18 protein-coding genes are annotated in these 19,760 nt (G+C 72.5%); 9 read left to right on the plus strand and 9 right to left on the minus strand.

Annotated features, from left to right (window positions below):
• Window positions 1–375: 375 nt before the first annotated feature.
• The 4 genes from ACZ6C1_RS08125 (at window position 376) to ACZ6C1_RS08140 (ending at window position 3,642) form a co-directional block, all read left to right on the plus strand.
• Complete coding sequence (locus tag ACZ6C1_RS08125; protein WP_469238911.1) at window positions 376–894, plus strand: hypothetical protein; 519 nt, start codon at window positions 376–378, stop codon at window positions 892–894.
• A complete protein-coding gene (locus tag ACZ6C1_RS08130; protein WP_469238912.1) occupies window positions 891–2,024 on the plus strand; it encodes a peptidoglycan recognition protein family protein in 1,134 nt (377 codons plus the stop codon). Before ACZ6C1_RS08125 ends, ACZ6C1_RS08130 begins: the two co-directional genes overlap by 4 nt.
• Window positions 2,025–2,092: 68 nt before the next feature.
• The gene (locus tag ACZ6C1_RS08135; RefSeq protein ID WP_469238913.1) at window positions 2,093–2,617 is read left to right on the plus strand and encodes a hypothetical protein; all 525 of its coding nucleotides are present in this window, start codon (window positions 2,093–2,095) and stop codon (window positions 2,615–2,617) included.
• 41 nt (window positions 2,618–2,658) lie between these two features.
• Window positions 2,659–3,642 (plus strand): hypothetical protein, encoded by a 984-nt coding sequence (locus ACZ6C1_RS08140; RefSeq protein WP_469238914.1) that lies wholly within the window; start codon window positions 2,659–2,661, stop codon window positions 3,640–3,642.
• Window positions 3,643–3,741: 99 nt separating this feature from the next.
• Here ACZ6C1_RS08140 and ACZ6C1_RS08145 read toward each other — a convergent pair whose 3' ends face one another.
• From ACZ6C1_RS08145 to ACZ6C1_RS08170, 6 genes are all read right to left on the minus strand, one after another.
• Window positions 3,742–4,743, minus strand: a complete 1,002-nt coding sequence (locus tag ACZ6C1_RS08145; RefSeq protein WP_469238915.1) for a TIGR03842 family LLM class F420-dependent oxidoreductase — start codon at window positions 4,741–4,743, stop codon at window positions 3,742–3,744.
• A 12-nt stretch (window positions 4,744–4,755) separates the two neighbouring features.
• Window positions 4,756–6,165, minus strand: coding sequence for a dihydropyrimidinase (hydA, locus tag ACZ6C1_RS08150; RefSeq protein ID WP_469238916.1), 1,410 nt, complete (start codon window positions 6,163–6,165; stop codon window positions 4,756–4,758).
• Window positions 6,162–7,484 carry an aspartate aminotransferase family protein gene (locus ACZ6C1_RS08155; RefSeq protein ID WP_469238917.1) on the minus strand — a complete coding sequence of 441 codons (1,323 nt, stop codon included), beginning with the start codon at window positions 7,482–7,484 and terminating at the stop codon, window positions 6,162–6,164. Before ACZ6C1_RS08155 ends, hydA begins: the two co-directional genes overlap by 4 nt.
• Window positions 7,481–8,323 carry a nitrilase-related carbon-nitrogen hydrolase gene (locus ACZ6C1_RS08160; RefSeq protein WP_469238918.1) on the minus strand — a complete coding sequence of 281 codons (843 nt, stop codon included), beginning with the start codon at window positions 8,321–8,323 and terminating at the stop codon, window positions 7,481–7,483. Before ACZ6C1_RS08160 ends, ACZ6C1_RS08155 begins: the two co-directional genes overlap by 4 nt.
• A 173-nt stretch (window positions 8,324–8,496) precedes the next feature.
• Window positions 8,497–9,807, minus strand: coding sequence for a hypothetical protein (locus ACZ6C1_RS08165; protein ID WP_469238919.1), 1,311 nt, complete (start codon window positions 9,805–9,807; stop codon window positions 8,497–8,499).
• Between the two features lie 73 nt (window positions 9,808–9,880).
• The gene (locus ACZ6C1_RS08170) at window positions 9,881–10,273 is read right to left on the minus strand and encodes a PPOX class F420-dependent oxidoreductase (protein ID WP_469239094.1); all 393 of its coding nucleotides are present in this window, start codon (window positions 10,271–10,273) and stop codon (window positions 9,881–9,883) included.
• A gap of 136 nt (window positions 10,274–10,409) precedes the next feature.
• Between ACZ6C1_RS08170 and ACZ6C1_RS08175 the strand changes: the two genes are divergently transcribed.
• Window positions 10,410–10,832 carry a hypothetical protein gene (locus ACZ6C1_RS08175; protein ID WP_469238920.1) on the plus strand — a complete coding sequence of 141 codons (423 nt, stop codon included), beginning with the start codon at window positions 10,410–10,412 and terminating at the stop codon, window positions 10,830–10,832.
• A 40-nt stretch (window positions 10,833–10,872) separates the two neighbouring features.
• On the opposite strand, the gene ACZ6C1_RS08180 is transcribed toward ACZ6C1_RS08175, so the two are convergent.
• Window positions 10,873–11,736 carry a GNAT family N-acetyltransferase gene (locus ACZ6C1_RS08180; RefSeq protein ID WP_469238921.1) on the minus strand — a complete coding sequence of 288 codons (864 nt, stop codon included), beginning with the start codon at window positions 11,734–11,736 and terminating at the stop codon, window positions 10,873–10,875.
• 470 nt (window positions 11,737–12,206) lie between these two features.
• On the opposite strand from ACZ6C1_RS08180, the gene ACZ6C1_RS08185 reads away from it, so the two are divergent.
• From ACZ6C1_RS08185 to ACZ6C1_RS08195, 3 genes are read left to right on the plus strand one after another with little or no spacing between them, the layout of a single operon-like run.
• Window positions 12,207–13,526, plus strand: coding sequence for a uracil-xanthine permease family protein (locus tag ACZ6C1_RS08185; protein ID WP_469239096.1), 1,320 nt, complete (start codon window positions 12,207–12,209; stop codon window positions 13,524–13,526).
• Window positions 13,523–14,908 carry an amidohydrolase family protein gene (locus ACZ6C1_RS08190; RefSeq protein WP_469238922.1) on the plus strand — a complete coding sequence of 462 codons (1,386 nt, stop codon included), beginning with the start codon at window positions 13,523–13,525 and terminating at the stop codon, window positions 14,906–14,908. The genes ACZ6C1_RS08185 and ACZ6C1_RS08190 overlap by 4 nt, the downstream gene beginning before the upstream one ends.
• Window positions 14,905–15,615, plus strand: coding sequence for a sulfite exporter TauE/SafE family protein (locus ACZ6C1_RS08195; RefSeq protein WP_469238923.1), 711 nt, complete (start codon window positions 14,905–14,907; stop codon window positions 15,613–15,615). The genes ACZ6C1_RS08190 and ACZ6C1_RS08195 overlap by 4 nt, the downstream gene beginning before the upstream one ends.
• 12 nt (window positions 15,616–15,627) lie before the next feature.
• On the opposite strand, the gene ACZ6C1_RS08200 is transcribed toward ACZ6C1_RS08195, so the two are convergent.
• On the minus strand, window positions 15,628–16,683 hold the full coding sequence (locus ACZ6C1_RS08200) for a LacI family DNA-binding transcriptional regulator (protein ID WP_469238924.1): 1,056 nt from the start codon (window positions 16,681–16,683) through the stop codon (window positions 15,628–15,630).
• Window positions 16,684–16,812: 129 nt separating this feature from the next.
• On the opposite strand from ACZ6C1_RS08200, the gene ACZ6C1_RS08205 reads away from it, so the two are divergent.
• The gene (locus ACZ6C1_RS08205; RefSeq protein WP_469238925.1) at window positions 16,813–17,730 is read left to right on the plus strand and encodes a hypothetical protein; all 918 of its coding nucleotides are present in this window, start codon (window positions 16,813–16,815) and stop codon (window positions 17,728–17,730) included.
• A gap of 191 nt (window positions 17,731–17,921) precedes the next feature.
• Here the strand turns inward: ACZ6C1_RS08205 and ggt are convergent, their stop codons facing one another.
• Entirely contained in the window at window positions 17,922–19,730 is a 1,809-nt protein-coding gene (gene ggt, locus ACZ6C1_RS08210) for a gamma-glutamyltransferase (RefSeq protein ID WP_469238926.1), read from the minus strand.
• Window positions 19,731–19,760 lie beyond the last annotated feature (30 nt).

Consider the following 19,760-nt stretch of genomic DNA (forward strand, 5'->3'; position numbering starts at 1 on the left):
CGTATCTCACTTTCACGCCATTCCCTTCATCGGCGCCCCTCCCGCTCCGGGCGAAAAGGGCGCACCGACGCGCCGGCACGGGCACTCCGTCGCCGGTCACGGTTGTCCTGACCTCGACCGGAGCACCTCGGGGCATGCCGAACAAGGCCACCTCCCCCGTACGGAGAAATGGCCCCACCAGAGGTGAGCGTGATCGTGGCGGGAGGATCTTCAGCACAGGGATGACGCCCCGTCAACTGATAGGCCATACAGGACATTTCCTCGGGCACGTTGATGCCGTTGGGCTCGCCTTGCCCCTTTTTTCCGCAGCCTGGAATTCCTTGGATCTGATGGTGTATAACCCAGGGCGAATTCACGTCGACAGAAAGCGCGGCCATGCCGACGACCGAAGAACCGGCGGGACCGGACGACTCCGGAACCCCGGACAGCACGGGGGTTTCCCCGACCCCGGCGAACGACCGCCGCACCGACCGCGGCGGCATCGCCGTCGCCGCGGCCCTGCTGCTCGCGTGCGGCGCGTTCGTCACCTACGGAGTCCTCGACTCCGATGACGACCCGGCGGAAGGGCGGGCGGCCACGCCCACCGTCGAGGTGACCTACGAGGTGCTCGGCGAGGGCGCGGCGGACATCTCCTACCGCGGGGCCTCCGGTGACAAGGCGGACACCGTCACCAAGGCCGGGCTGCCGTGGAGGAAAACCGTGAGCGTTCCGCTCGGCGCTTCCCCGATCGTCAACGTCACCCTCGGCGAGAAGGGCGGCACGGCGAGCTGCACGCTGACCGTACGTGGCAAGCACGTCCAGCGCGCCACCGCCAGCGGCGCCTTCGGACGGACCACATGCAGCAGTGAACTCCCCTCCCCCGAAGCGTCCACAGCCCTTGAAGGAGCACCGTGACCCCGCACGTCTTCCGCCGTACGGCCAGGGCCGTGACGGCCACCGCGATCGCCCTCGCGACCCTCGGCCTCACCTCCCCGGCGACGCCCGCGGCGCAGATTCCGGAGGGAGTGCGGAGCATCGCGCTGCACGGTGCCGAGCCCGGCCACCGGTCGTTGCCCGCCCGGCGCACGGAGCCGTTCAGCATGGTCGGCGTCACCTGGGCCGATCCGCGCGCGCAGCTCGGCGGCACGGCGGAGGTCCGTACACGGGACAGCGCCACCGGTGTGTGGTCCGGCTGGCGCACACTCGAACTCGATGTGCGTACGCCCGAGGTGGGCGCGGACGCCGCGGCCGGTGAGGTCCGCGCCGGTACCCAGCCGCTGTGGACCGGGCCGTCCGACGGCGTACAGGTCCGGGTGACCGGGCGGCACGGCAGGCTGTCGCGGCTGCCGGACGGGCTGCGCGTCGAGCTGGTGGACCCGGACGGGGCGGGGACGGCGTCCTCCACGCCGTACGTCACCGCGAGCCCCGCCGCCGCGAGCACGGTGCCACAGCCCGTGGTCACCCCGCGCTCGGGCTGGGGCGCCGACGAGTCACTGGTGAAGTCCCCGCCGACGTACACGACCGACACCAAGGTGGTCTTCGCCCACCACACCGCCGGGACCAACGACTACACGTGCGAGCAGTCCCCGGACATCATCCGCGCGATCTTCCTCTACCACGTGCAGAGTCAGGGCTGGAACGACATCGGCTACCACTTCCTCGTCGACAAGTGCGGCACCGTCTTCGAGGGCCGCGCGGGCGGCATCGACAAGCCGGTCGTCGGCGCGCAGACCTACGGCTTCAACACGGACACCTCGGGCATCGCGGTCCTCGGCAACTACAACGACGCGATCGCCGCGCAGCCCGTGCTCGACTCGGTGGCAGCCGTCGCCGCCTGGAAGCTCGGGCTGTACGGGTACGACGCCGCCGGAACCGTCGTCCTCACCGCCGCCGCCGACAACGGCAAGTACACCAAGGGCCAGAAGGTCACCCTGAACCGGATCTCCGGCCACCGCGACGGCTACCCGACCGAGTGCCCCGGCACCAACCTGTACGCCGACCTGCCGGCCATCCGCGCGCTCGCCTCGGCGGAGCAGAGCGGCTGAGCTCACCGGGCGTCCGGGATCCGCGAGGGACGGCCGTCACACCACCAGGGAAGAGATCGGGGAAAGCCATGCGCAACATGAAGAACACGTCGGTACGCGCCAGGGTGCGCGCGGTGGTCACCGCGCTCGCCGCCGGTACGGCGCTGCTGGTCACCGCCACGCCGGCGCACGCCGCCGAGTACAAGGTCACGAGCAACTGCAGCGTTCCGTGGATCAACTGCTCCGAGGGCGACCTCTGGCTGCTGTACAACTCCAAGGAGTACGCGATCCAGGACGGCCGCTACGTCACCAGCTGGTCCGCGTTCTACGGCAACGTCCACGACTACTACGGGACCAGCCAGTACCAGGGCTCCACCCTGACGACCTACCGCTATGTCTTCAACGGCAACGGCTACGGCGCGTGGCAGTACATGAAGAACAACGCGGCCTCGGTGCAGAACTGCTCCGGAAGCGACAACTACCGCGTGTACTACAACTCGGGCTACGGCGGCACCTCGCAGTACTTCGCCCACCGCGAGCCCTACAGCAACTGCATTCTCACCAACCTGATCTCGGCGCTCAAGAACGAGAACGCGTCACAGCACTTCGCCTGAGCCACCGCCACTGCCACAGCCACGTAGATGGGGACATCACCATGAACGGGAACACGCGAGCCGCCGCGGCGGCCATGGCCGCGGCGACCGTCCTGCTCACCGGATGCGGCGCGGGGACCGCGACCGGCACGGCCGGTGCCACGCCGGTGGCGGAGAACAAGCCGCTGGTGAACAAGGAGAACTGGCCCAAGGCGACTCCGGAGCGCGGACTGGCCAAGGGCCTGTCCCTGCCGCTGGAGACGTACATGCAGACCTACCAGGACACGGTGACCCTGGACCAGGCGTCACGGAAGCTCCAGGAGAGGTGCATGGCCGGCTACGGGTTCTCCATACGGTTGCCGGTGGCGGGTACGACTCCGCCGCCCAACGACAACGACGCCAACATGGAGCGCCGTTACGGGCTGACCGACCGGCAGGCGGCGGCCCAGTACGGGTACGGCCTTCCCGAGGCGCTGACCGACCAGGTACGGCAGAGGATGCCCGACCTGACGGACGAACAGGTCCAGGTGCTGACCGGGCACTCCAAGCCCACCGCACCGGCCGCCCCCGGCGCGGTTCCGTCCGCCGCGCCCGCCCCGGAGTCCTACAAGGGCAAGAAGATCCACAAAGGTGGCTGCTCCGGGTGGGCCAAGGACAAGCTGCGGGAGCCGACGCCCGATGACCTGACGTTCGTGTCCGAACTCAACGGGAACAGCTTCATCGAGTCCATGCGGGCCCCGGCCGTGCGGCAGGCGCTGGCCGCCTGGTCGCAGTGCATGAAGACCGAGGGGTACACCGCCGCCACCCCGTTCGAGGCGGCGGAGATCGCGCCGCACGCGGAGGGCGGGGCGGCGTCGAAGGAGGAGATCGCCGTCGCGCTGGCGGAGATCGACTGCAAGGAGAAGACCGGTCTGGTCGCCGTGTGGTTCACCGAGGAGTCGAGGATCCAGAAGGCGCAGATCGCCGAACACCAAGGCAGGCTGAACGCCACTCGTACGCGGAACAGCGACGCGGTGGCCGCGGCCGGTGCGGAGCTGGCCGGCTGACACCGGGCACGGGGGGCGACCCGGTCGCCCACGCGCCCGCCGGCGGCACGGCATGACGGTCGGCGTCATGCCGTGTGCCGGTGCCGTTCCGGCACGTCGTCATCCGGCGAGTGCCGGGATGATGTCGGAACCGTACGCGTCGATCGTGGCCTCCTTCGCGTCGTGCATGTCGTACACCGCGAACTGGTCGACGCCCAGGGCCTTGAGGGCCTTCAGTTTGGCGATGTGGGCGTCAGGCGGGCCGAGCAGGCAGAAGCGGTCGACGATCTCGTCGGGGACGAAGTCGGTGGAGGGGTTCCCGGCCCGGCCGTGGTGGCTGTAGTCGTAGCCCTGGCGAGCCTTGATGTACTCGGTGAGGGCCTCGGGCACCAGGCCGGAGTGTTCCCCGTACCGGCTCACCAGGTCGGCCACGTGGTTGCCGACCATGCCGCCGAACCAGCGGCACTGGTCGCGCGCGTGATCCAGGTCGTCGCCCACGTACGCGGGCGCGGCGACGCAGACGGTGATCGAGGCGGGGTCGCGCCCGGCTTCCTCGGCGGCCTTCCGGACCGCCTTGACCATCCACTCGGTGAGGAACGGGTCGGCGAGCTGGAGAATGAACCCGTCCGCCTTCTGCCCGGCGAGCGCGAGCGCCTTGGGCCCGTACGCCGCCATCCAGACGGGCAGTCTCCCGTTCCGTACCCACGGGATGCGCAGGGGCTGACCGTCGACGACCGCCTCCCGGCCCTCCGCGAGGTCGCGGATGACGTCGATCGCCTCGCCGAGCCGGGCGAGGGTGTTGGGTTTGCGGCCGGCGACGCGCATCGCGGAGTCTCCGCGTCCGATGCCGCACACCGTGCGGTTGCCGTACATGTCGTTGAGGGTGGCGAAGGTGGAGGCGGTGACCTCCCACGTCCGGGTCCCGGGGTTGGTGACCATCGGGCCGACGGTCAGCTTGCTGGTGTGCTCCAGGATCCGGCTGTAGATGACGAACGGTTCCTGCCAGAGCACGGCGGAGTCGAAGGTCCAGCCGTAGCGGAAGCCGTTGCGTTCCGCGCGCCGCATCAGACCGACGACGGCGGAGCCCGGTGGGTCGGTCTGCAGGACGAGTCCGAAGTCCACTGTCCTGGCCTCCTAGTTCATGTACTGGCAGGTGGTGCGGGGGGTGTAGATGCCGTGTCCGGCGCGGCCGGTGTAGGTGCGCCGGTCGATGACGACGTGGCCTCGGGACAGGACGGTCTCGACCTGTCCGGTGACGGTCTTCCCCTCGTACGCGGAGTAGTCGACGTTCATGTGGTGGGTGGCGGCGGAGATGGTCTGCTCCTGGTGCGGGTCGTAGATGACGACGTCCGCGTCGGAGCCGGGGGCGAGGGTGCCCTTCTTCGGGTAGAGGCCGAACATCCGGGCGGGGGTGGCGCAGGCGATCTCGATCCATCGGCGGCGGCTGATGTGTCCGTCGAGGACGGCCTGGTGGAGGAGGTCCATGCGGTTCTCCACACCGGGCAGGCCGTTGGGGATCTTGGAGAAGTCGCCGCGGCCCAGTTCCTTCTGTCCGCTGAAGCAGAACGGGCAGTGGTCGGTGGAGACGACCTGGAGATCGTTGGTGCGCAGGCCCCGCCACAGCGCCGCCTGGTGCTCGCGCGGCCTCAGCGGGGTGCTGCAGACGTACTTGGCGCCCTCGAAGCCGGGCTCGGCGAGGTTGTCGGTCGACAGGAACAGGTACTGGGGGCAGGTCTCACCGAAGACGTCGAGGCCCTTGTCGCGGGCGGCGGCGATCTCGGCGACGGCCTCCTCGGCGGAGACGTGCACCACGTACAGCGGGGCGCCGCCGGCGACCCTGGCGAGCTGGATGGCGCGGTGCGTGGCCTCCGCCTCCAGCAGTACCTTGCGGACCTCGCCGTGGTGGCGGGGGTCGGTCTCGCCGCGGGCGAGGGCCTGTTCGACGAGGACGTCGATCGCGATGCCGTTCTCGGCGTGCATCATGATCATTCCGCCGTTGACGGAGGCTCGCTGCATGGCGCGCAGGATCTGCCCGTCGTCGCTGTAGAAGACACCGGGGTACGCCATGAACAGCTTGAAGGAGGTGACGCCCTCCTCCACCAGCAGGTCCATCTCCTTGAGGGAGGACTCGTTCACGTCGGAGAGGATCATGTGGAAGGCGTAGTCGATGGAGCACTTGCCGTCGGCCTTGGCGTGCCAGGCGTCGAGGCCGTCGCGCAGGGCGTGGCCCATGGACTGGACGGCGAAGTCGACGATGGTGGTGGTGCCGCCCCACGCGGCGGCGCGGGTGCCGGTCTCGAAGTCGTCGGAGGCGAAGGTCCCGCCGAAGGGCAGTTCCATGTGGGTGTGGGCGTCGACGCCGCCCGGGATGACGTACTTGCCGGTGGCGTCGATCGTGCGCTCGGCGGTCCACGACTCGCAGACGCCGGAGCCGTGGGCGGCGAGCGCGGCGACGCGGCCGTCCTCGATCAGTATGTCGGCGTGGGTCTCGTCGGTGGCGGTGATGACGAGGCCGCCTCGGATGAGGGTGCGGGTGGTGCTCATGGGTGGGTCGCCCCCTGGGGTCGGATCGCGTGCAGGGCCCGTTCGAGGATCGCGGCGCCTTCCTCGGCCTCGGCGACGGTCAGGGAGAGCGGCGGGGCGATGCGCAGGGCGCTGGTGTTGTGGCCGCCGCCCTTGCCGATGAGCAGGCCGCCTTCGCGGGCGGCTTCGAGGACGGCGGCCGCCGCTTGCGGGTTGGCCTCTTCGGAGCCGGGCTTCACCAGTTCGATGCCGATCATCAGACCGCGGCCGCGTACTTCCCGGACGAGGGGGTGGCCCGCCGCGATGGCCCTCAGCCGCTCGATGAGCAGCCCGCCGACGCGCCGGGCGTTGCCCTGGAGGTCGTGTTCCAGGAGGTACGAGAGGTTGGCGAGGCCGGCGGCCATGGTGATGGGCGAGCCGCCGAACGTCGAGATGGAGTTGGCGTTCAGGCAGTTCATGACCTCCGCGCGGGCGACGACACCGCCGACGGACATGCCGTTGCCGATGCCCTTGGCGAAGGTGAGCATGTCGGGCGGGCCGCTGGCGGCGTGGGCCTGCCAGCCCCAGAAGTGCTCACCGGTGCGGCCCCAGCCGGTCTGCACCTCGTCGGCGACCCAGAGGATTCCGCGGGGCGCGAGGACCTCGCGGAAGGCCGCGTACAGCCCGTCGGGCGGAGAGGTGAAGCCGCCGACGCCCTGGACGGGCTCGGCGATGAGCGCGGCGACGTCGCCGGTGTGCCCGAGGAGGTCTTCCAGGTCGGCCACGCACGCCTCGATGAACCGGGCGTCGCTCAGGTGCGCGTAGGGGCCCCGGCCGCGGACGCCGCCGTGCACGTACAGCGTCTGCAGCGGGGAGAGAGTGGTCGGGGACCAGGCGCGGTTGCCGGTGACGGAGACCGTGGAGAAGGAGCGGCCGTGGTAGCTGTTGCGCATCGCCAGGATCTGGTTGGTGCGGCGGTGGGCTGTGGCCAGCAGCAGGGCGGTGTCGTTCGCCTCCGTACCGGAGGTGGTGAAGAAGACCCGGGCGTCGGGGATGCCGGAGAGGTGCGCGATGCGCTCGGCGAGCTCCACCATGGGGCGGTTGAGGTAGAGGGTGGAGGAGTGGATGATCCGCCCGGCCTGTTCGGTGACGGCCTTGGTGATTTCGGGAAGGGCGTGGGCGGTCATGGTGGTGAGGATGCCGCCGAAGAAGTCGAGGTAGCGTTTGCCGCCGGCGTCCCAGACGTACCGTCCCTCGCCGTGGGTGATCTCGATGGGGTCCTGGTAGTAGAGGGAGACCCAGTCGGGGATGACGGCCTTGTGCCGTGCGTACAGGTCGGTGGCGTGGAGGTCGGAGGTCACGGCTGCACCAGCCCGTCGTACGCGTCGGGACGCCGGTCGCGGTAGAACGCCCACGTCTGTCGTACGTCGTCGATGAGACGGAAGTCCAGGTCGCGAACGACCAGTTCCTCCTCCTTGTCGGAGGCGACGTCGCCGACGAACTGGCCACGGGGATCGACGAAGTAGCTGGTGCCGTAGAAGTCGTTGTCCCCGTATTCCTCCTGGCCGACGCGGTTGATGGCGGCGACGTAGTAGAGGTTGGCGACGGCGGCGGCGGGCTGCTCGAGCTGCCAGAGGTGGGAGGAGAGCCCGCGGTGGGTGGCGGAGGGGTTGTAGACGAGCTGGGCGCCGGCCAGCCCGAGTTGGCGCCACCCTTCGGGGAAGTGGCGGTCGTAGCAGATGTAGACGCCGACGCGGCCCACGGCCGTGTCGAAGACCGGCCAGCCGAGGTTGCCGGGCCTGAAGTAGTACTTCTCCCAGAAACCCCTGACCTGGGGGATGTGGTGCTTGCGGTACTTGCCGAGGTACGAGCCGTCGGCGTCGATCACCGCGGCGGTGTTGTAGTAGAAGCCCGGCCCGTCGATCTCGAAGACCGGGACGACGATCACCATGCCGGTCTCCCGGGCGAGGTCCTGCATACGCCGCACGGTCGGGCCGTCGGGGACGGGCTCGGCCCAGCGGTAGTGCTCCGGCTCCTGGACCTGACAGAAGTACGGGGCGTTGAACACCTCTTGGAATCCGATGACCTTGGCGCCCTGCCGGGCTGCCTCCCGGGCGTGCTCCTCATGCTTGGCGATCATGGATTCGGTGTCGCCGGTCCAGGTCGCCTGGACGAGGGCGGCGCGCACGATGTGGGACATGAGCTGCTCCTTCGGCACGGCGTCAGAGAGCCTCTACGCACGTAGACGGGGTGCGTAGAAAGCGAACGTAAGCCTCGTCACACCCCTGGGCAAGACCGCCGCCGGTAAGCGCCGGAGTCGATCATGTTTCGTACCCGAGTGGTCCACATCGGCCCGCTTGTGCCAGGGGCCGGTCAGTCCCCGAGCAGGCCCGCGACCCGGAGGGCGTGCACCAGGTCCCGTTCGCACGACGGGGACGTGGCGGCGAGAGCGCGGGCGGCGGAGAGGAGCCGCGGTACCAGGTGGTGCGGGGCGTACGCGGCGAGGCGGGCGGCGTCCTCGGCGGTACGGGACCCGACGAACGCGACGATCAGCGCCCGGGCCTCCTCGGGGCGGCCGCCCTCGTCGAGCGCCAGCGCGGCGGCCGCCGTCTCGGCGGTGGGCCGCGCCACCCCCTGGCGCAACAGGTGCTGGGCGTCCTGGTCCCTCCCGGCGGTGGTGAGCGCCCCGGCGACCTCGACGAGCCGCTCCGGCGGGAGGGACGCGGCCTCCCACAGCAGCGTGGCCCAGTCGGGGGCCAGGCCGGCCCGGTGGAGTTCGGCGGCCAGCAGGGGCAGCCGGGCGGCGGGCCAGGCGGCGGCCTCGCAGAGCAGGGCGTGCGCCTCGCCGCCCCGGCCTTCGGCGCGGAGCCGCAGCAGCGTGGTGACGGTCTCGCGGGCGCCCCGGCGGGCGGTCTCGTCGGCGGCTTCGTACGGGGTGGGCCCGGGCCGCGGCTCCGGCTCCTCCCGTTCCTGCCCGGTGCCCCCGCCGAACCGGGCCCCGCGCGGGGTGGCCAGGGTGGTGGGCAGGTCGGGCACGGGTGCGGGGGCGGGGGCGGCGTCCGGGAGGCCGTCGTCCTCCTCGACCCAGGCGTACCGGGCCCCGCGCGGGCGTTTCCTCGCGGGCGGCGCGGGGGCGCGCGGGGGCGCGGGGGCGGGGGCTGCGGGGGGTGGCGGGGCTGCCGGGAGCGCCGCCAGGCGGGCGCCCAGCTCCTCGATGCGGGCCGTCGCCCTGGCGTGGTCGTCGCGCACCCACGCGAGGTCGTGGGCGAGCCGCTGCGCGTCCGGTGAGCCCTCCGCGACCGTCCCCAGCAGGGTGACCAGCTCCTCACCGCGCCGCACGGCCGCCGCCTGCTCGCGCACCATCAGGGCCCGCCGCTCGCGCAGCGCGTCCCGGCCGCCCGGGCGCCGGTCGTGCGCGGCGGCCGCGGCGGCGTGCAGATGGCGCGCCCGTGCGGTCTCCGGGCCGTGCGCCCCCTCGCCCCGTGCGGCCGCGAGGTCCTGGAGCAGTGCCTCCACCACGTCCCAGGGCGGCACCTCCGAGCCGTCGAGGCAGGCCCGCATCCCTTCGGGGTCGCGCTGCCGGAAGACGCCGTACCAGCCGGCCCCCTCGTCGAGCCCCTCCACCAGGCGTGCGAGGTAGCGCGCGAACGCCCCTACCTCCTCCGGGAGGTGATGCACCATCATGTATGCCCCTGCCCACAGCCGACTGGAATCGTCCGGTCGGGAGGCATTCGACCGCAGCCGTGTTACAGGGGGGCTACAGGGAGTTTTCGGCCGGGAACTTCACCGCGATCCCCACATGCGGCCGCTTTCCCCGCCGCACGAGTGCCGCGGGCAGGTCGACCATCCAGAACTGCAGCCCGTATTTGCGGGCCAGCAGCTTCCGTATGCCCTTGACGTCGTCCAGCAGCCGCGCCGTTCCCTCGGCGCCGACGGCGCCCTCGGCCACCCGGCCGCGCACGTCGCACGCGGTGACGACGACCCGGCTGTCGCGGCGCAGCCGCTTGACCTTCCAGGAGTCCTCGCGCGTCCAGACGTACAGTTCGTCGCCGTCCACCGCGTACCAGACCGGCGTGGCGACCCCCGTGCCGTCCTTGCGGAACGTGGTCAGGCTGACGTAGCGGCCGTGCCGCAGCGCTTCAGGTATCACGGCCGTGAGCCTACGTCGTCGTGCGCCGCCCTCGCCCCGGTGATGCGTGAACCGGGCCGCGGTCGCGGGTGCGCGGGGGCTGTCGACTTCATGACGCGCGGGTTCGCGGCCGGGACGGTGCGGGAACATCGCGGTCATGACACCACCGTGCCGTATTCCCCCCGACCGGGACCCGGAGGTCACCAGGACGGTCTACACCGTGGGCCGCGACCTCGGCGTCTCGGAGAAGGTCATGCTGGCCGCCTTCGAGGCCGGCTGGGTCGAGTCGCACATGAACAACCTCGACTGCGGCGACAAGGACTCGCTCGGGGTCTTCCAGCAGCGCCCCAGCCAGGGTTGGGGGACGCCCGAGCAGATCCTGCGCGTGCCGTACGCGGCGGAGCGGTTCTTCACCCGGGCCGTCGACGTCGAACGCCGCGCGCCCCACCTCAGCGCCGGCGGCACGGCCCAGGAGGTCCAGCGCTCCGCGCACCCGGAGCGGTACGACGCGGCGGAGGCGAAGGCACGTGCCCTGCTGGAGGAGGCGATGGCCTCGGTGGAGGGCCGGGGCGTGTGGTGATCGGGGTGCCGCCCTCCCGGCACCGCCTCCGGACGGCCCGTCAGTACAGGATGGACGGCAGGTAGGCCCCGGCCGGCTCGCTGTAGAGACCGATGGTCATCAGGCTCATGAGCTGCCGCACCTTGAGTCCGTTGCCGAGACACCACTGCAACAGCGCGCTGTTGCTCGCCGGAACGAGGATGCCGGGGCCGCCGAAGGCGGGTGCCGCGGCGATGAGCGCCCGGACGTCGTCGGTGCTCTCGCCGACCGCGTGGGCGAAGAAGGACAGGTCCGTGGCGTATCCGGTGATCCGCCCGCCGTGCTCGGTCACCCGGGCCGTGCCCGCCTTGAGCGCGTCGGCGAGTTCACCGCCCCGGTCGACGCCGTGGACCCGGCGGCACAGGTCGTTGCAGGCGGCCAGGTCCGCGTCGGTGGCCGCCCGCACCTCGTACCCCGGCACCGCCCCGCCGACCGGCGGGCCCTGCAGGCACGCCACCGTTTCGCGGAACTCGAACCCGAGCCCGGCGTAGAGCGCGAACGACCGGCAGTGGTAGCCGCTCTGCAGCAGCCGGATGCCGGGCGCCTGCCGCTCGGCCGCCCGGCGCATGACGTCGAGCATCAGCCGGCGCCCGATTCCGCCGTTCTGTGCGGCGGGGTCCACGGTGATCGGCCCGACGCCGACCACGGGTGACCGTTCGTCGAGGCAGTTGCTGCCCACGATCCGGCCGTCGTCCTCGGCGACGACGGTGTAGAAACCGGGATGGTCGAAGACCATCCGGAACATCTCCGTCGCCGGTTCGGGGCCGGGCATGTCGGACGGATAGCCGTGCTCGTGGGCGATGCCGGCGAAGGCCTCGAAGCAGATCCTGCCGCACTCCGGGGCGTCACCCGCCTCTCCGGGGCGCAGTACGAGAACCACGATCATCTCTCCTTCCGGCCGACGGCCCGGACCCATCGGGGGTCCCTTTCCATCAAACGTGTCCGCCATGCCCGCGGCAATCCGGGCGGGAGGTGGCGGAAACCCGGTCCGTACGGATCCCTTGACGCGTCTCCCAGGCCCTCACATACTGGCGGCCAAATCGATTTGGCCCCCACGCTTCCACCCCCGTCCCGGGTGGATCGCGGCCGAAGCCGGAGCGAGCCGAACGGAGCTCGAACGTGTCCAGTCCCCATCCCACGCCCCGCGTCCCGTCCCCCGACCCCGCCCGAACGCCGTCCGCCGCCGTCCCGTCCCCCGCGGGACCCTCCCCCGACCCCGCCCGCAGGCCGTCCCCCGCCGTACCGGCGCCCGAAGCGCCGAACCAGTCCGGTCCCCCACCGATCGCCTCGCCCGACGGGCCGCCGCCGCACGAGGACGGCCGGCAGGGCGCGCGGGCCGCGGGGGCGCCCCACCCCGTGGACGAGTCGCGGCCCCTCGGCCGGATCCTGCTGTTCGGGCTCCAGCACGTGCTCGTCATGGCCGCGACCCCCATCTCGGCCATCTTCCTGATGAGCGCCACCCTCCGGCTCGACGCCGGCCTGACGGTCGATCTGCTCTCGGCCGCGTTCGTGCTCTCCGGGATCGGTTCCCTGATCCAGTCGCTCGGCCCGTGGAAGTTCGGGCCGAAGCTGCCGTTCGTCATGCTGCCCGGCGGCGCACCGCTCATCCTGTTCCTCGCCATCGCCGAGCAGCACGGACTGCGCACCGCGACCGGGGCGGTGATCCTGACCGCCGCCTTCTACTTCGTCGTCCTGCCCGTCTTCTCCCGGTTGCTGGCGTTCTTCCCCGCGCTGGTCATCGGCACGATGATCGTGATCGTCGGTGTCAACCTGGTGAAGGTCGGAGCGGTCCTCGTCACCGGCCGGCCCGGTCAGCCCGGCTTCGCCGACCCCACCAACCTGCTCCTCGGCATGGCGACGATCGGCTTCACGGTCGCGTTCTACCGGCTGTTCACCGGCGTGCTGCGCCAACTGGCCGTGATGCTGGGCCTGATCGCCGGCACGGTCCTCGCCTTCGTCCTCGGCGGTGTCGACTTCGGCACGGCCACCGAGGGCGGACTGCTGAACCTCCCCCAGGCGCTGCCCTTCGGTTCACCCGAGTTCAACCTGGTCGCCGCGCTGCCGCTGATGCTGTACAGCCTCGCCTCCATGGCGGAGGCCACCGGGCAGACGGTGATCAACGCGGAGGCCGTGGGGAAGGAGATCGACAAGAAGGCCGACGTACCGAAGACCATCCGGGGTGACGCGGTCACATCCCTGTTCGGCGGGTTCTTCGGCCTGCCCCTGATGGTGACCAGCGGCGAGAACATCGGCATCGTCCGGGTCACCGGTGTACGAAGCCGGTTCGTGACCGCCGCCGCCGGGGTCGTACTGATCGTCATCGGCTTCCTGGCGCCCGTCACCCGCGCGATCAGCGTCGTCCCCTCGGCCGTCGTCGGCGGCACGGCCATGGTGGTGTTCGCCGTCATCACGGTGCTCGGCGTCCAGATGCTGGGCCGTGCCGAACTCGACCGGCACACCAACACCTTCATCTGCGCCGTCGCCCTCGCCCTGGGCCTGCTGCCCATCCTCGTCCCCGGTGTGTACGGCGGCTTCCCGCCCAACCCCCGGATCCTCCTGGAGAGCGGCGTCGCCGTCGGCGCGGTCACGGCCGCCGTCCTGAACGTCCTGTTCCACCACGTCCGCCTCCCACTCCCCCGAACCCGACCCCGTACCCGTACCGAAAGCGACCGATGAACGACCTGACCCCCGACCGCCTGCGTCCTGACGACGGCGGACTCCTCCTCGCCCCCGACGCGGTGCTCACCCCCGACGGGCTGAGGGACCACTACGCGGCCGTCGTCGCCGACGGCGCCTTCCAGGCCGTGGGACCGGCCGAGCGGCTGGCGCGGGAGCATCCGCACCTGACGCCCCTCCGGCTGGCCGGGCACGTCCTGATGCCCGGTTTCGTCGACGCCCACCACCACCTCACCCAGAGCTTCGGCGCCGCGCTGGCCTTCGGGGAGCCGTCGGAGATCTTCCGCCGGGTGTGGGTGCCGATCGAAGGCGCCCTGGACGAGGAGGCGGTGTACGTGGCGGCGAAACTGGCCGCCCTGGAGTCGCTGCGCGGTGGGTTCACGACCGTCGCCGAGGCCGGCACGCGGGCGCCCGTGGACGTCGAGCTCGTGGCGGCCGCCGCGCGGGACGCCGGCATCCGCTGTGTCCTCGGCCTGGTCTGCAACGACGTGGACGGCGACACCGAGCGGACGGCTGCGGACGCCGAGAAGCACCTCACCCGGTACGGCGTCGAGGAGCTGATCCACCCGTCCCTCGCCGTCTCCGTGCCGGAGGCCGCGACCGCCCGCACCCTCCGCCACACCGCCCACCTGGCCGCCGAGGCGGGTGCGGTGGTCCAGATCCACGTCAACGAGCATCTCGCGGGCGTGGAGCGCTCGCTGGTGCGGCACGGGCTGCGGCCCCTGGAGTATCTCCACCAAGTCGGCGCGCTGGGACCGCAGTTGCTGGCCGCGCACGCCACCCTGGTCACTCCGCGGGAGATCACTCTGCTCGCCGACAGTGGTGCGGCTGTCAGCTACAACCCCGTGGCCAGTGCCTGGAAGGGCAACGCCGTCGCCCCGGCGACGACGATGGCCGAGCGCGGGATCAGGTTCGGGCTGGGAACGGACGGCACCCGGGGCGACGCGTTCCGGCTCGCCGACGCCGCCGAGTTCGCGCAACGCCTCGCGTACGGGCTGGTCACCGGGGACTCGTCGTGCGGCGCGGGCTGGACGTGGCTGGACCGGGCGGCCCGGGGCGGCGCGGACGCGGTCGGGCTCGGTGCCCTGACCGGCCGGGTCGCGGTGGGCGCCGCCGCCGACTTCCTGCTCGTCGATGTCGCGACCCCGGAGACGGGGCTGTCCCACGACCTGCCCTGGGAGCTGGTACGGCGCGGCAACCGCGACCAGATCACCGCCGTGTTCGTGGCCGGCCGGCTGCGGCTGTGGCGCGGGTGGCCGACCGGCTGGGACGGCCCGGCGCTGGTGCGGCGAGCGGCCGAACTCGCCCAGGACGTCCTGCAGCGCGCGCCCGTGACGCGGGCCCACCCCACGTCGGCCGACGCCCGGGCGGCCTGCTCGTGAGTACGGACACCGTCGTCGTCCTCGCCGTCACGGTCGCCGTCGCGGCGTTCGTGCAGGGCACGAGCGGACTGGGCTTCGCCCTGATCGTGGCGCCGGTGGCGGGGCTGCTGGACCCGGGCCTGGTCCCGGTGTTCGTGCTGGCGTCGATGATCCCGCTCAACGCCTACGTCGCGTGGCGCGAGCGTGCCGCGCTGGACCTGCGGGGCGCCGGCTGGATCACGGCGGCGCGGCTGGCCGCCACCCCGGGCGGGCTGGTGCTGCTGTGGGTGATCCCCGACCGGCGGCTCGGCCTGTTCGTGGGGGTGGCGACCGTGCTGGCGGCGGTGGTGAGCCTGGCCGCGCCCGCGTTCACGCCCGGAAGGGGCGCGTACGTGGGGGCGGGTGTGGTCACCGGACTGACGGAGACGGCGACGGGCGTGGGGGGACCGCCCCTGGCGCTGGTGTACCAGCACCGGCCACCCGCCGAGCTTCGGGCCACGGTCGCCGTCTGTTTCCTGGTCGGTGAAGTGGCCTCGCTGGCCCTGTTGTTCGCGACCGGCCGGGGCGACGCGGCCCAGCTCGGGTGGGCGGCGGCGCTGCTGCCCGCGCTGGCCGCGGGGGCGTGGCTGAGCCGGCTGGTCCACCAGCGGCTCGACGCACGCCGGATGCGGCTGTTCGTGCTGGTCTTCGCGCTGGTCTCCGGGGCGGGGCTCATGCTGGGGCTGTGACCCCGGGCGGGCTCACCCCGGGGGCGTGTCCGCCCGTGCCGGGATCCGCGCCGACGACGCCCGGGGCACGACGCGGGGTTCCGGCGCGGTGGCCAGGGGCGCGGTCGCCTCGCCGCGCAGCCGGCCGAGCAGCAGCTCCACGGCGTCGGCGGCGGCCTGGTCCAGGTGCAGGTCGACGGCGGTGAGCGGCGGCTCGCAGGTCCGGGCGCGCAGCCCGTCGTACCGGGTGACGACCATGACGTCGTCCGGGATGCGGCGGCCGCTGTCGCGGATCGCGCGGACGGCGCCGACCGCGAAGGCGTCCACGAGCGCGCAGACGGCGTCCACGTCCGGGTGGCCGGCGAGCAGGGCGGCGCAGGCGTCGTACCCGGCCTGCTCGCCGCCCTCCTCGGGAGCCGTGGTGACGACCGGCGCCCAGCCGTACCGGTCGGCGGCGCGCAGGTACGCGGCGCGGGCGTCGACGGCGGAGTGCCGGGACCCGGCGCCGATGAGCAGCGCCGGGTGCCGGGCGCCCTGCTCCCGCAGGTGCGCGAGGAGCAGGTCGGCGACGAGGCCGCCGCGCAGGTCGACGTACGGTGAGTCGTCCCCCTCCGCCACGGGGCGCCCGAGCGCTACGTACGGAAGTCCCCTCTCGTGGAGCTGCGCCACGGCGATGTCGTCCCGGTCGGGCTCGACGACGATGGCGCCGTCGATGTCCACGGAGTACAGCGCCGAACCGGACCGCACGGGCGGTACGAGCACGAGGGCGTACCCGTGCAGCAGCGCCCGCTCGGCGGCCGCGGCGGCGACCTCCATGTAGAACCCGAGCCGGGACGGCCCTCCTGCCACCGCGAACGGCATGGAGGAGGCCAGGGCGATCGCCTTGGCCTCGCCGCGCCGCAACCGCTGCGCCCGCAGGTTGGGCCGGTAGCCGAGCTCGGCGGCGACCTTCTTGATGCGTTCCCGGGTCCGGGGGTCGACCTTGCCGATCCCGTTCAGGGCGTGCGACACGGTCGTCCGCGACACCGACGCGACCCGGGCCACGTCGGCGATCGTGGGCGGCCTGGTTCCGGGACCGGGTGTGGCCATCTGTGGGGACGCTCCTCGCTCACTGCTGGTGCCTGTCGCTGACAGCCTCATCTTCGCCGACGGACCGGGTGTCCGGAAGGCGCACCCGCCCGGCCCCGGCCGTTCGCCCCGTGCGAGGATCCCGTGTCCGTGAACACACGTGTGAACGATCGGGGAACGTGGCCGGTGCGGTGGAGCGAGCGGCCGCCCGTGGCCCCGCACCCCGTGTGGAGCACACGGCCGATCTTCGTCTCGATGCTGGCCGTGCTGCTCATGGTTCCGTCGGCCATCGAGATCGCGGGCTTCGTGGAGATGGCCCACGAGACTCCGGTGCGCAGTGACGGCCCGGGCATGGCGTTGCTGGCCCTTCCCTTCCTGTTGTGTTTCGGGCCGCCCTTCGCGCTGGCCTGCACTGTGTTCGCGGTCCTGCCGGCGTTGTCGGCCGCGCGGTGGGCCGGGCTCAAGTACACCGGCCGGGAAGCCTGGTGGTGGATACCGCTGGTGGCCGGTTGCGGGACGGCCGTGGTGGCGCTGTGGCCCGCGGTGGACGGAGGCGGCCCGGCGGTCTGGTGGTGGGCGTGGCTGTGCGGTACGGCGGCGCTGTCGGCGGTGGCGCTGCTGACGCGCTGGGCCCTCACCCGTGGACACCCGTACCGGGCCGTCGCCGGGGCCGGTGCCCTGTCGGTCGCCTGCGTGATCGCCGTGGGCGCCCTGGTCTACGGGGCCGGGCTGGTGGACGAGTACGCCCCGCCCCGGGTGCACGGCTCGGACCTCGCCGGTACGTGGAGCGACGGCCGGGGCGGAACCGTGCGGCTGGGCACCGACGGACGGGCGGTCGCGGTGGGCACGTGGGGCGGCGACCCGAGCGGGGAGCGGGGAGGACGGTGCGAGGGCTCGGGAACGTGGCGGTTCGGACCGGACGACAACCCCTGGTCCCAGACCGTCGCGATCGACGTCGGCGGCTGCTGGACGGGTGAGTGGACCCTGGGCGGTACGGGCGACCGGCCGAAGCTGAACTACGGGTACGGGGACCCCGACTCGCCCGACTGGTACGTGCTGACCCGGTGAGCGGGCCGTTGGCGCCGGGCACCGGACGGGTGGCGCGCCTTTGGCCGGGCACCCGGCCGGACGGCGTCCGGTCCGGGCCCCGCGGAGTGCTGTGGGCGGCCGGCCACCGGAAGCGGTGCGGGACGCCGCCCACCGTCGGCGGCGTGCGTGCGACCCGCGGCACGGTGCCGGACGCCCACCTTCCGCGGTCGCTACGGCCGCCCGGCCGGGTGGACCACCATCGCCGAGCCGCCGCCCCGCCGGGTCTTCTCGGCGGCGGCGAGCCAGCGGCCGTCCGGGAGGCGCTGGACGCCGGTCGCGGCACCGATCTCGGGGTTCTGCCGGAAGGCGTGGCCCAGCGCCTCCAGCTCGGCGCGCAACGGGCTGTTGTACAGGCCCGGTTCGAGTTCCGTGGTCGCCTGGTTGCGCTGGCTGGCGCGCGGGGCGGCGATCGCGTCGACGAGCGGCAGGTCGCGGTCCACGACCCCGGTCAGGGTCTGCAGCACGGTCGTGATGATGGTGGCGCCGCCGGGCGAGCCCAGGGCGAGGACCGGGCGGGCGCGATCGTCCAGGACGATGGTGGGCGACATGGAGGAGCGGGGGCGCTTGCCGGGGCCGGGGAGGTTCGGGTCGTGGACCGCCGGGTTGGCGGGCGCGAAGGAGAAGTCGGTCAGCTCGTTGTTGAGCAGGAAGCCCCGTCCCGGCACGGTGATGCCGCTGCCGCCGGTCGACTCGATGGTCAGGGTGTACGCGACGACGTTGCCCCACTTGTCGGACGCCGTCAGGTGCGTGGTGTTCTCGCCCTCGTACGTCGTCGGCGCCGCCGTCCCGCCGGCCGCGCACGGCTCCGGGTCGCGCGGGTCGCCGGGAGCGAGCGGGCTGGTGAGGACCGCGTCGTCACGGATCAGGCACTCCCGTGAGTCGGCGAACCGCTGCGACAGCAGGCCCTTGACCGGGACGTCCTCGAAGGCCGGGTCGCCGACCCAGCGGCCCCGGTCGGCGAAGGCGACACGACTGGCCTCGATGAAGCGGTGCAGGTACTGCGCTTTGGACAGCGACGACAGGTCGGTGCGCTCCAGGATGTTGAGCGCCTCGCCCACGGTCGTGCCGCCGGACGAGGAGGGAGCCATGCCGTAGACGTCGAGGCCGCGGTAGGACATCTTCGTGGGCTTGCGCCACACCGTGTCGTACCGGGCCAGGTCACGTTCCGTCAGGTCGCCGGAGCGGACCTCGCGGGTGGCACCCTCCCGGACGGGCGGGTCCTGGACGGTGCGGACGATGTCCCGGGCGAGCTCGCCCTTGTACAGCGCCCCGGCGCCGTGGCGGCCCAGCTTCTCGTACGTACGCGCGAGGTCGGGGTTCTTCATGACCGACCCGACGACGGGCAGGCGCCCGCCGGGCAGGAACAGCTCGGCGGAGGCGGGGAAGTCCCGGAACCGGGCCTCGTTGGCGGCGGTCTGGGCGCGGAACGTGGCGTCGACGGTGAAGCCGCCCCGCGCCAGCCGCTCGGCCGGCTTCAGCAGGTCCCGCAAGGACTTGCTGCCCCAGGCGTCGAGCGCGGTGTCCCACGTGGCGGGTGTGCCCGGCGTGCCGACGCTCAGCCCGCTGGTCATGGCCTCCTCGAAGGGGAGGGGCTTGCCGTCCTCGCCGAGGAACAGGGACGCGTCCGCGGAGAGGGGAGCGGTCTCGCGGCCGTCGATGGTGTGCACCTTGCGCGTCCTGGCGTCGTAGTACACGAAGTAGCCGCCACCGCCGATGCCCGCCGAATACGGCTCGGTGACGCCGAGCGCGGCCGCCGTGGCGACCGCCGCGTCCACCGCGTTGCCGCCGCGCCGCAGCACCTCGATGCCGGCGGCGGAGGCGTCGGGGTCCACGCTCGCCACGGCGCCCCCGTAACCGACCGCCACGGGCTGCTTGTCGGGTGTCGTCCGTGGTGTGGGCGGCGGCGCCGCCGCCCCCCCCCCCCGGAAAGTGGGGGCGACAGAAGCGAGCGAGACATCCCTTCCCCTGGGCCAACACACCCCCCCCCCCCCCCCCCCCCCCCCCCTTCC

The sequence above is a fragment of the Streptomyces sp. NPDC041796 genome (genome assembly GCF_055590785.1).

Bases quoted from the DNA above. Each gene is read 5' to 3' on its own strand.
- ACZ6C1_RS08125 (WP_469238911.1), top strand. From the start codon at position 376: ATGCCGACGACCGAAGAACCGGCGGGACCGGACGACTCCGGAACCCCG.
- ACZ6C1_RS08135 (WP_469238913.1), top strand. From the start codon at position 2,093: ATGCGCAACATGAAGAACACGTCGGTACGCGCCAGGGTGCGCGCGGTG.
- ACZ6C1_RS08140 (WP_469238914.1), top strand. From the start codon at position 2,659: ATGAACGGGAACACGCGAGCCGCCGCGGCGGCCATGGCCGCGGCGACC.
- hydA (WP_469238916.1), bottom strand. From the start codon at position 6,165: ATGAGCACCACCCGCACCCTCATCCGAGGCGGCCTCGTCATCACCGCC.
- ACZ6C1_RS08160 (WP_469238918.1), bottom strand. From the start codon at position 8,323: ATGTCCCACATCGTGCGCGCCGCCCTCGTCCAGGCGACCTGGACCGGC.
- ACZ6C1_RS08165 (WP_469238919.1), bottom strand. From the start codon at position 9,807: ATGATGGTGCATCACCTCCCGGAGGAGGTAGGGGCGTTCGCGCGCTAC.
- ACZ6C1_RS08175 (WP_469238920.1), top strand. From the start codon at position 10,410: ATGACACCACCGTGCCGTATTCCCCCCGACCGGGACCCGGAGGTCACC.
- ACZ6C1_RS08180 (WP_469238921.1), bottom strand. From the start codon at position 11,736: ATGATCGTGGTTCTCGTACTGCGCCCCGGAGAGGCGGGTGACGCCCCG.
- ACZ6C1_RS08190 (WP_469238922.1), top strand. From the start codon at position 13,523: ATGAACGACCTGACCCCCGACCGCCTGCGTCCTGACGACGGCGGACTC.
- ACZ6C1_RS08200 (WP_469238924.1), bottom strand. From the start codon at position 16,683: ATGGCCACACCCGGTCCCGGAACCAGGCCGCCCACGATCGCCGACGTG.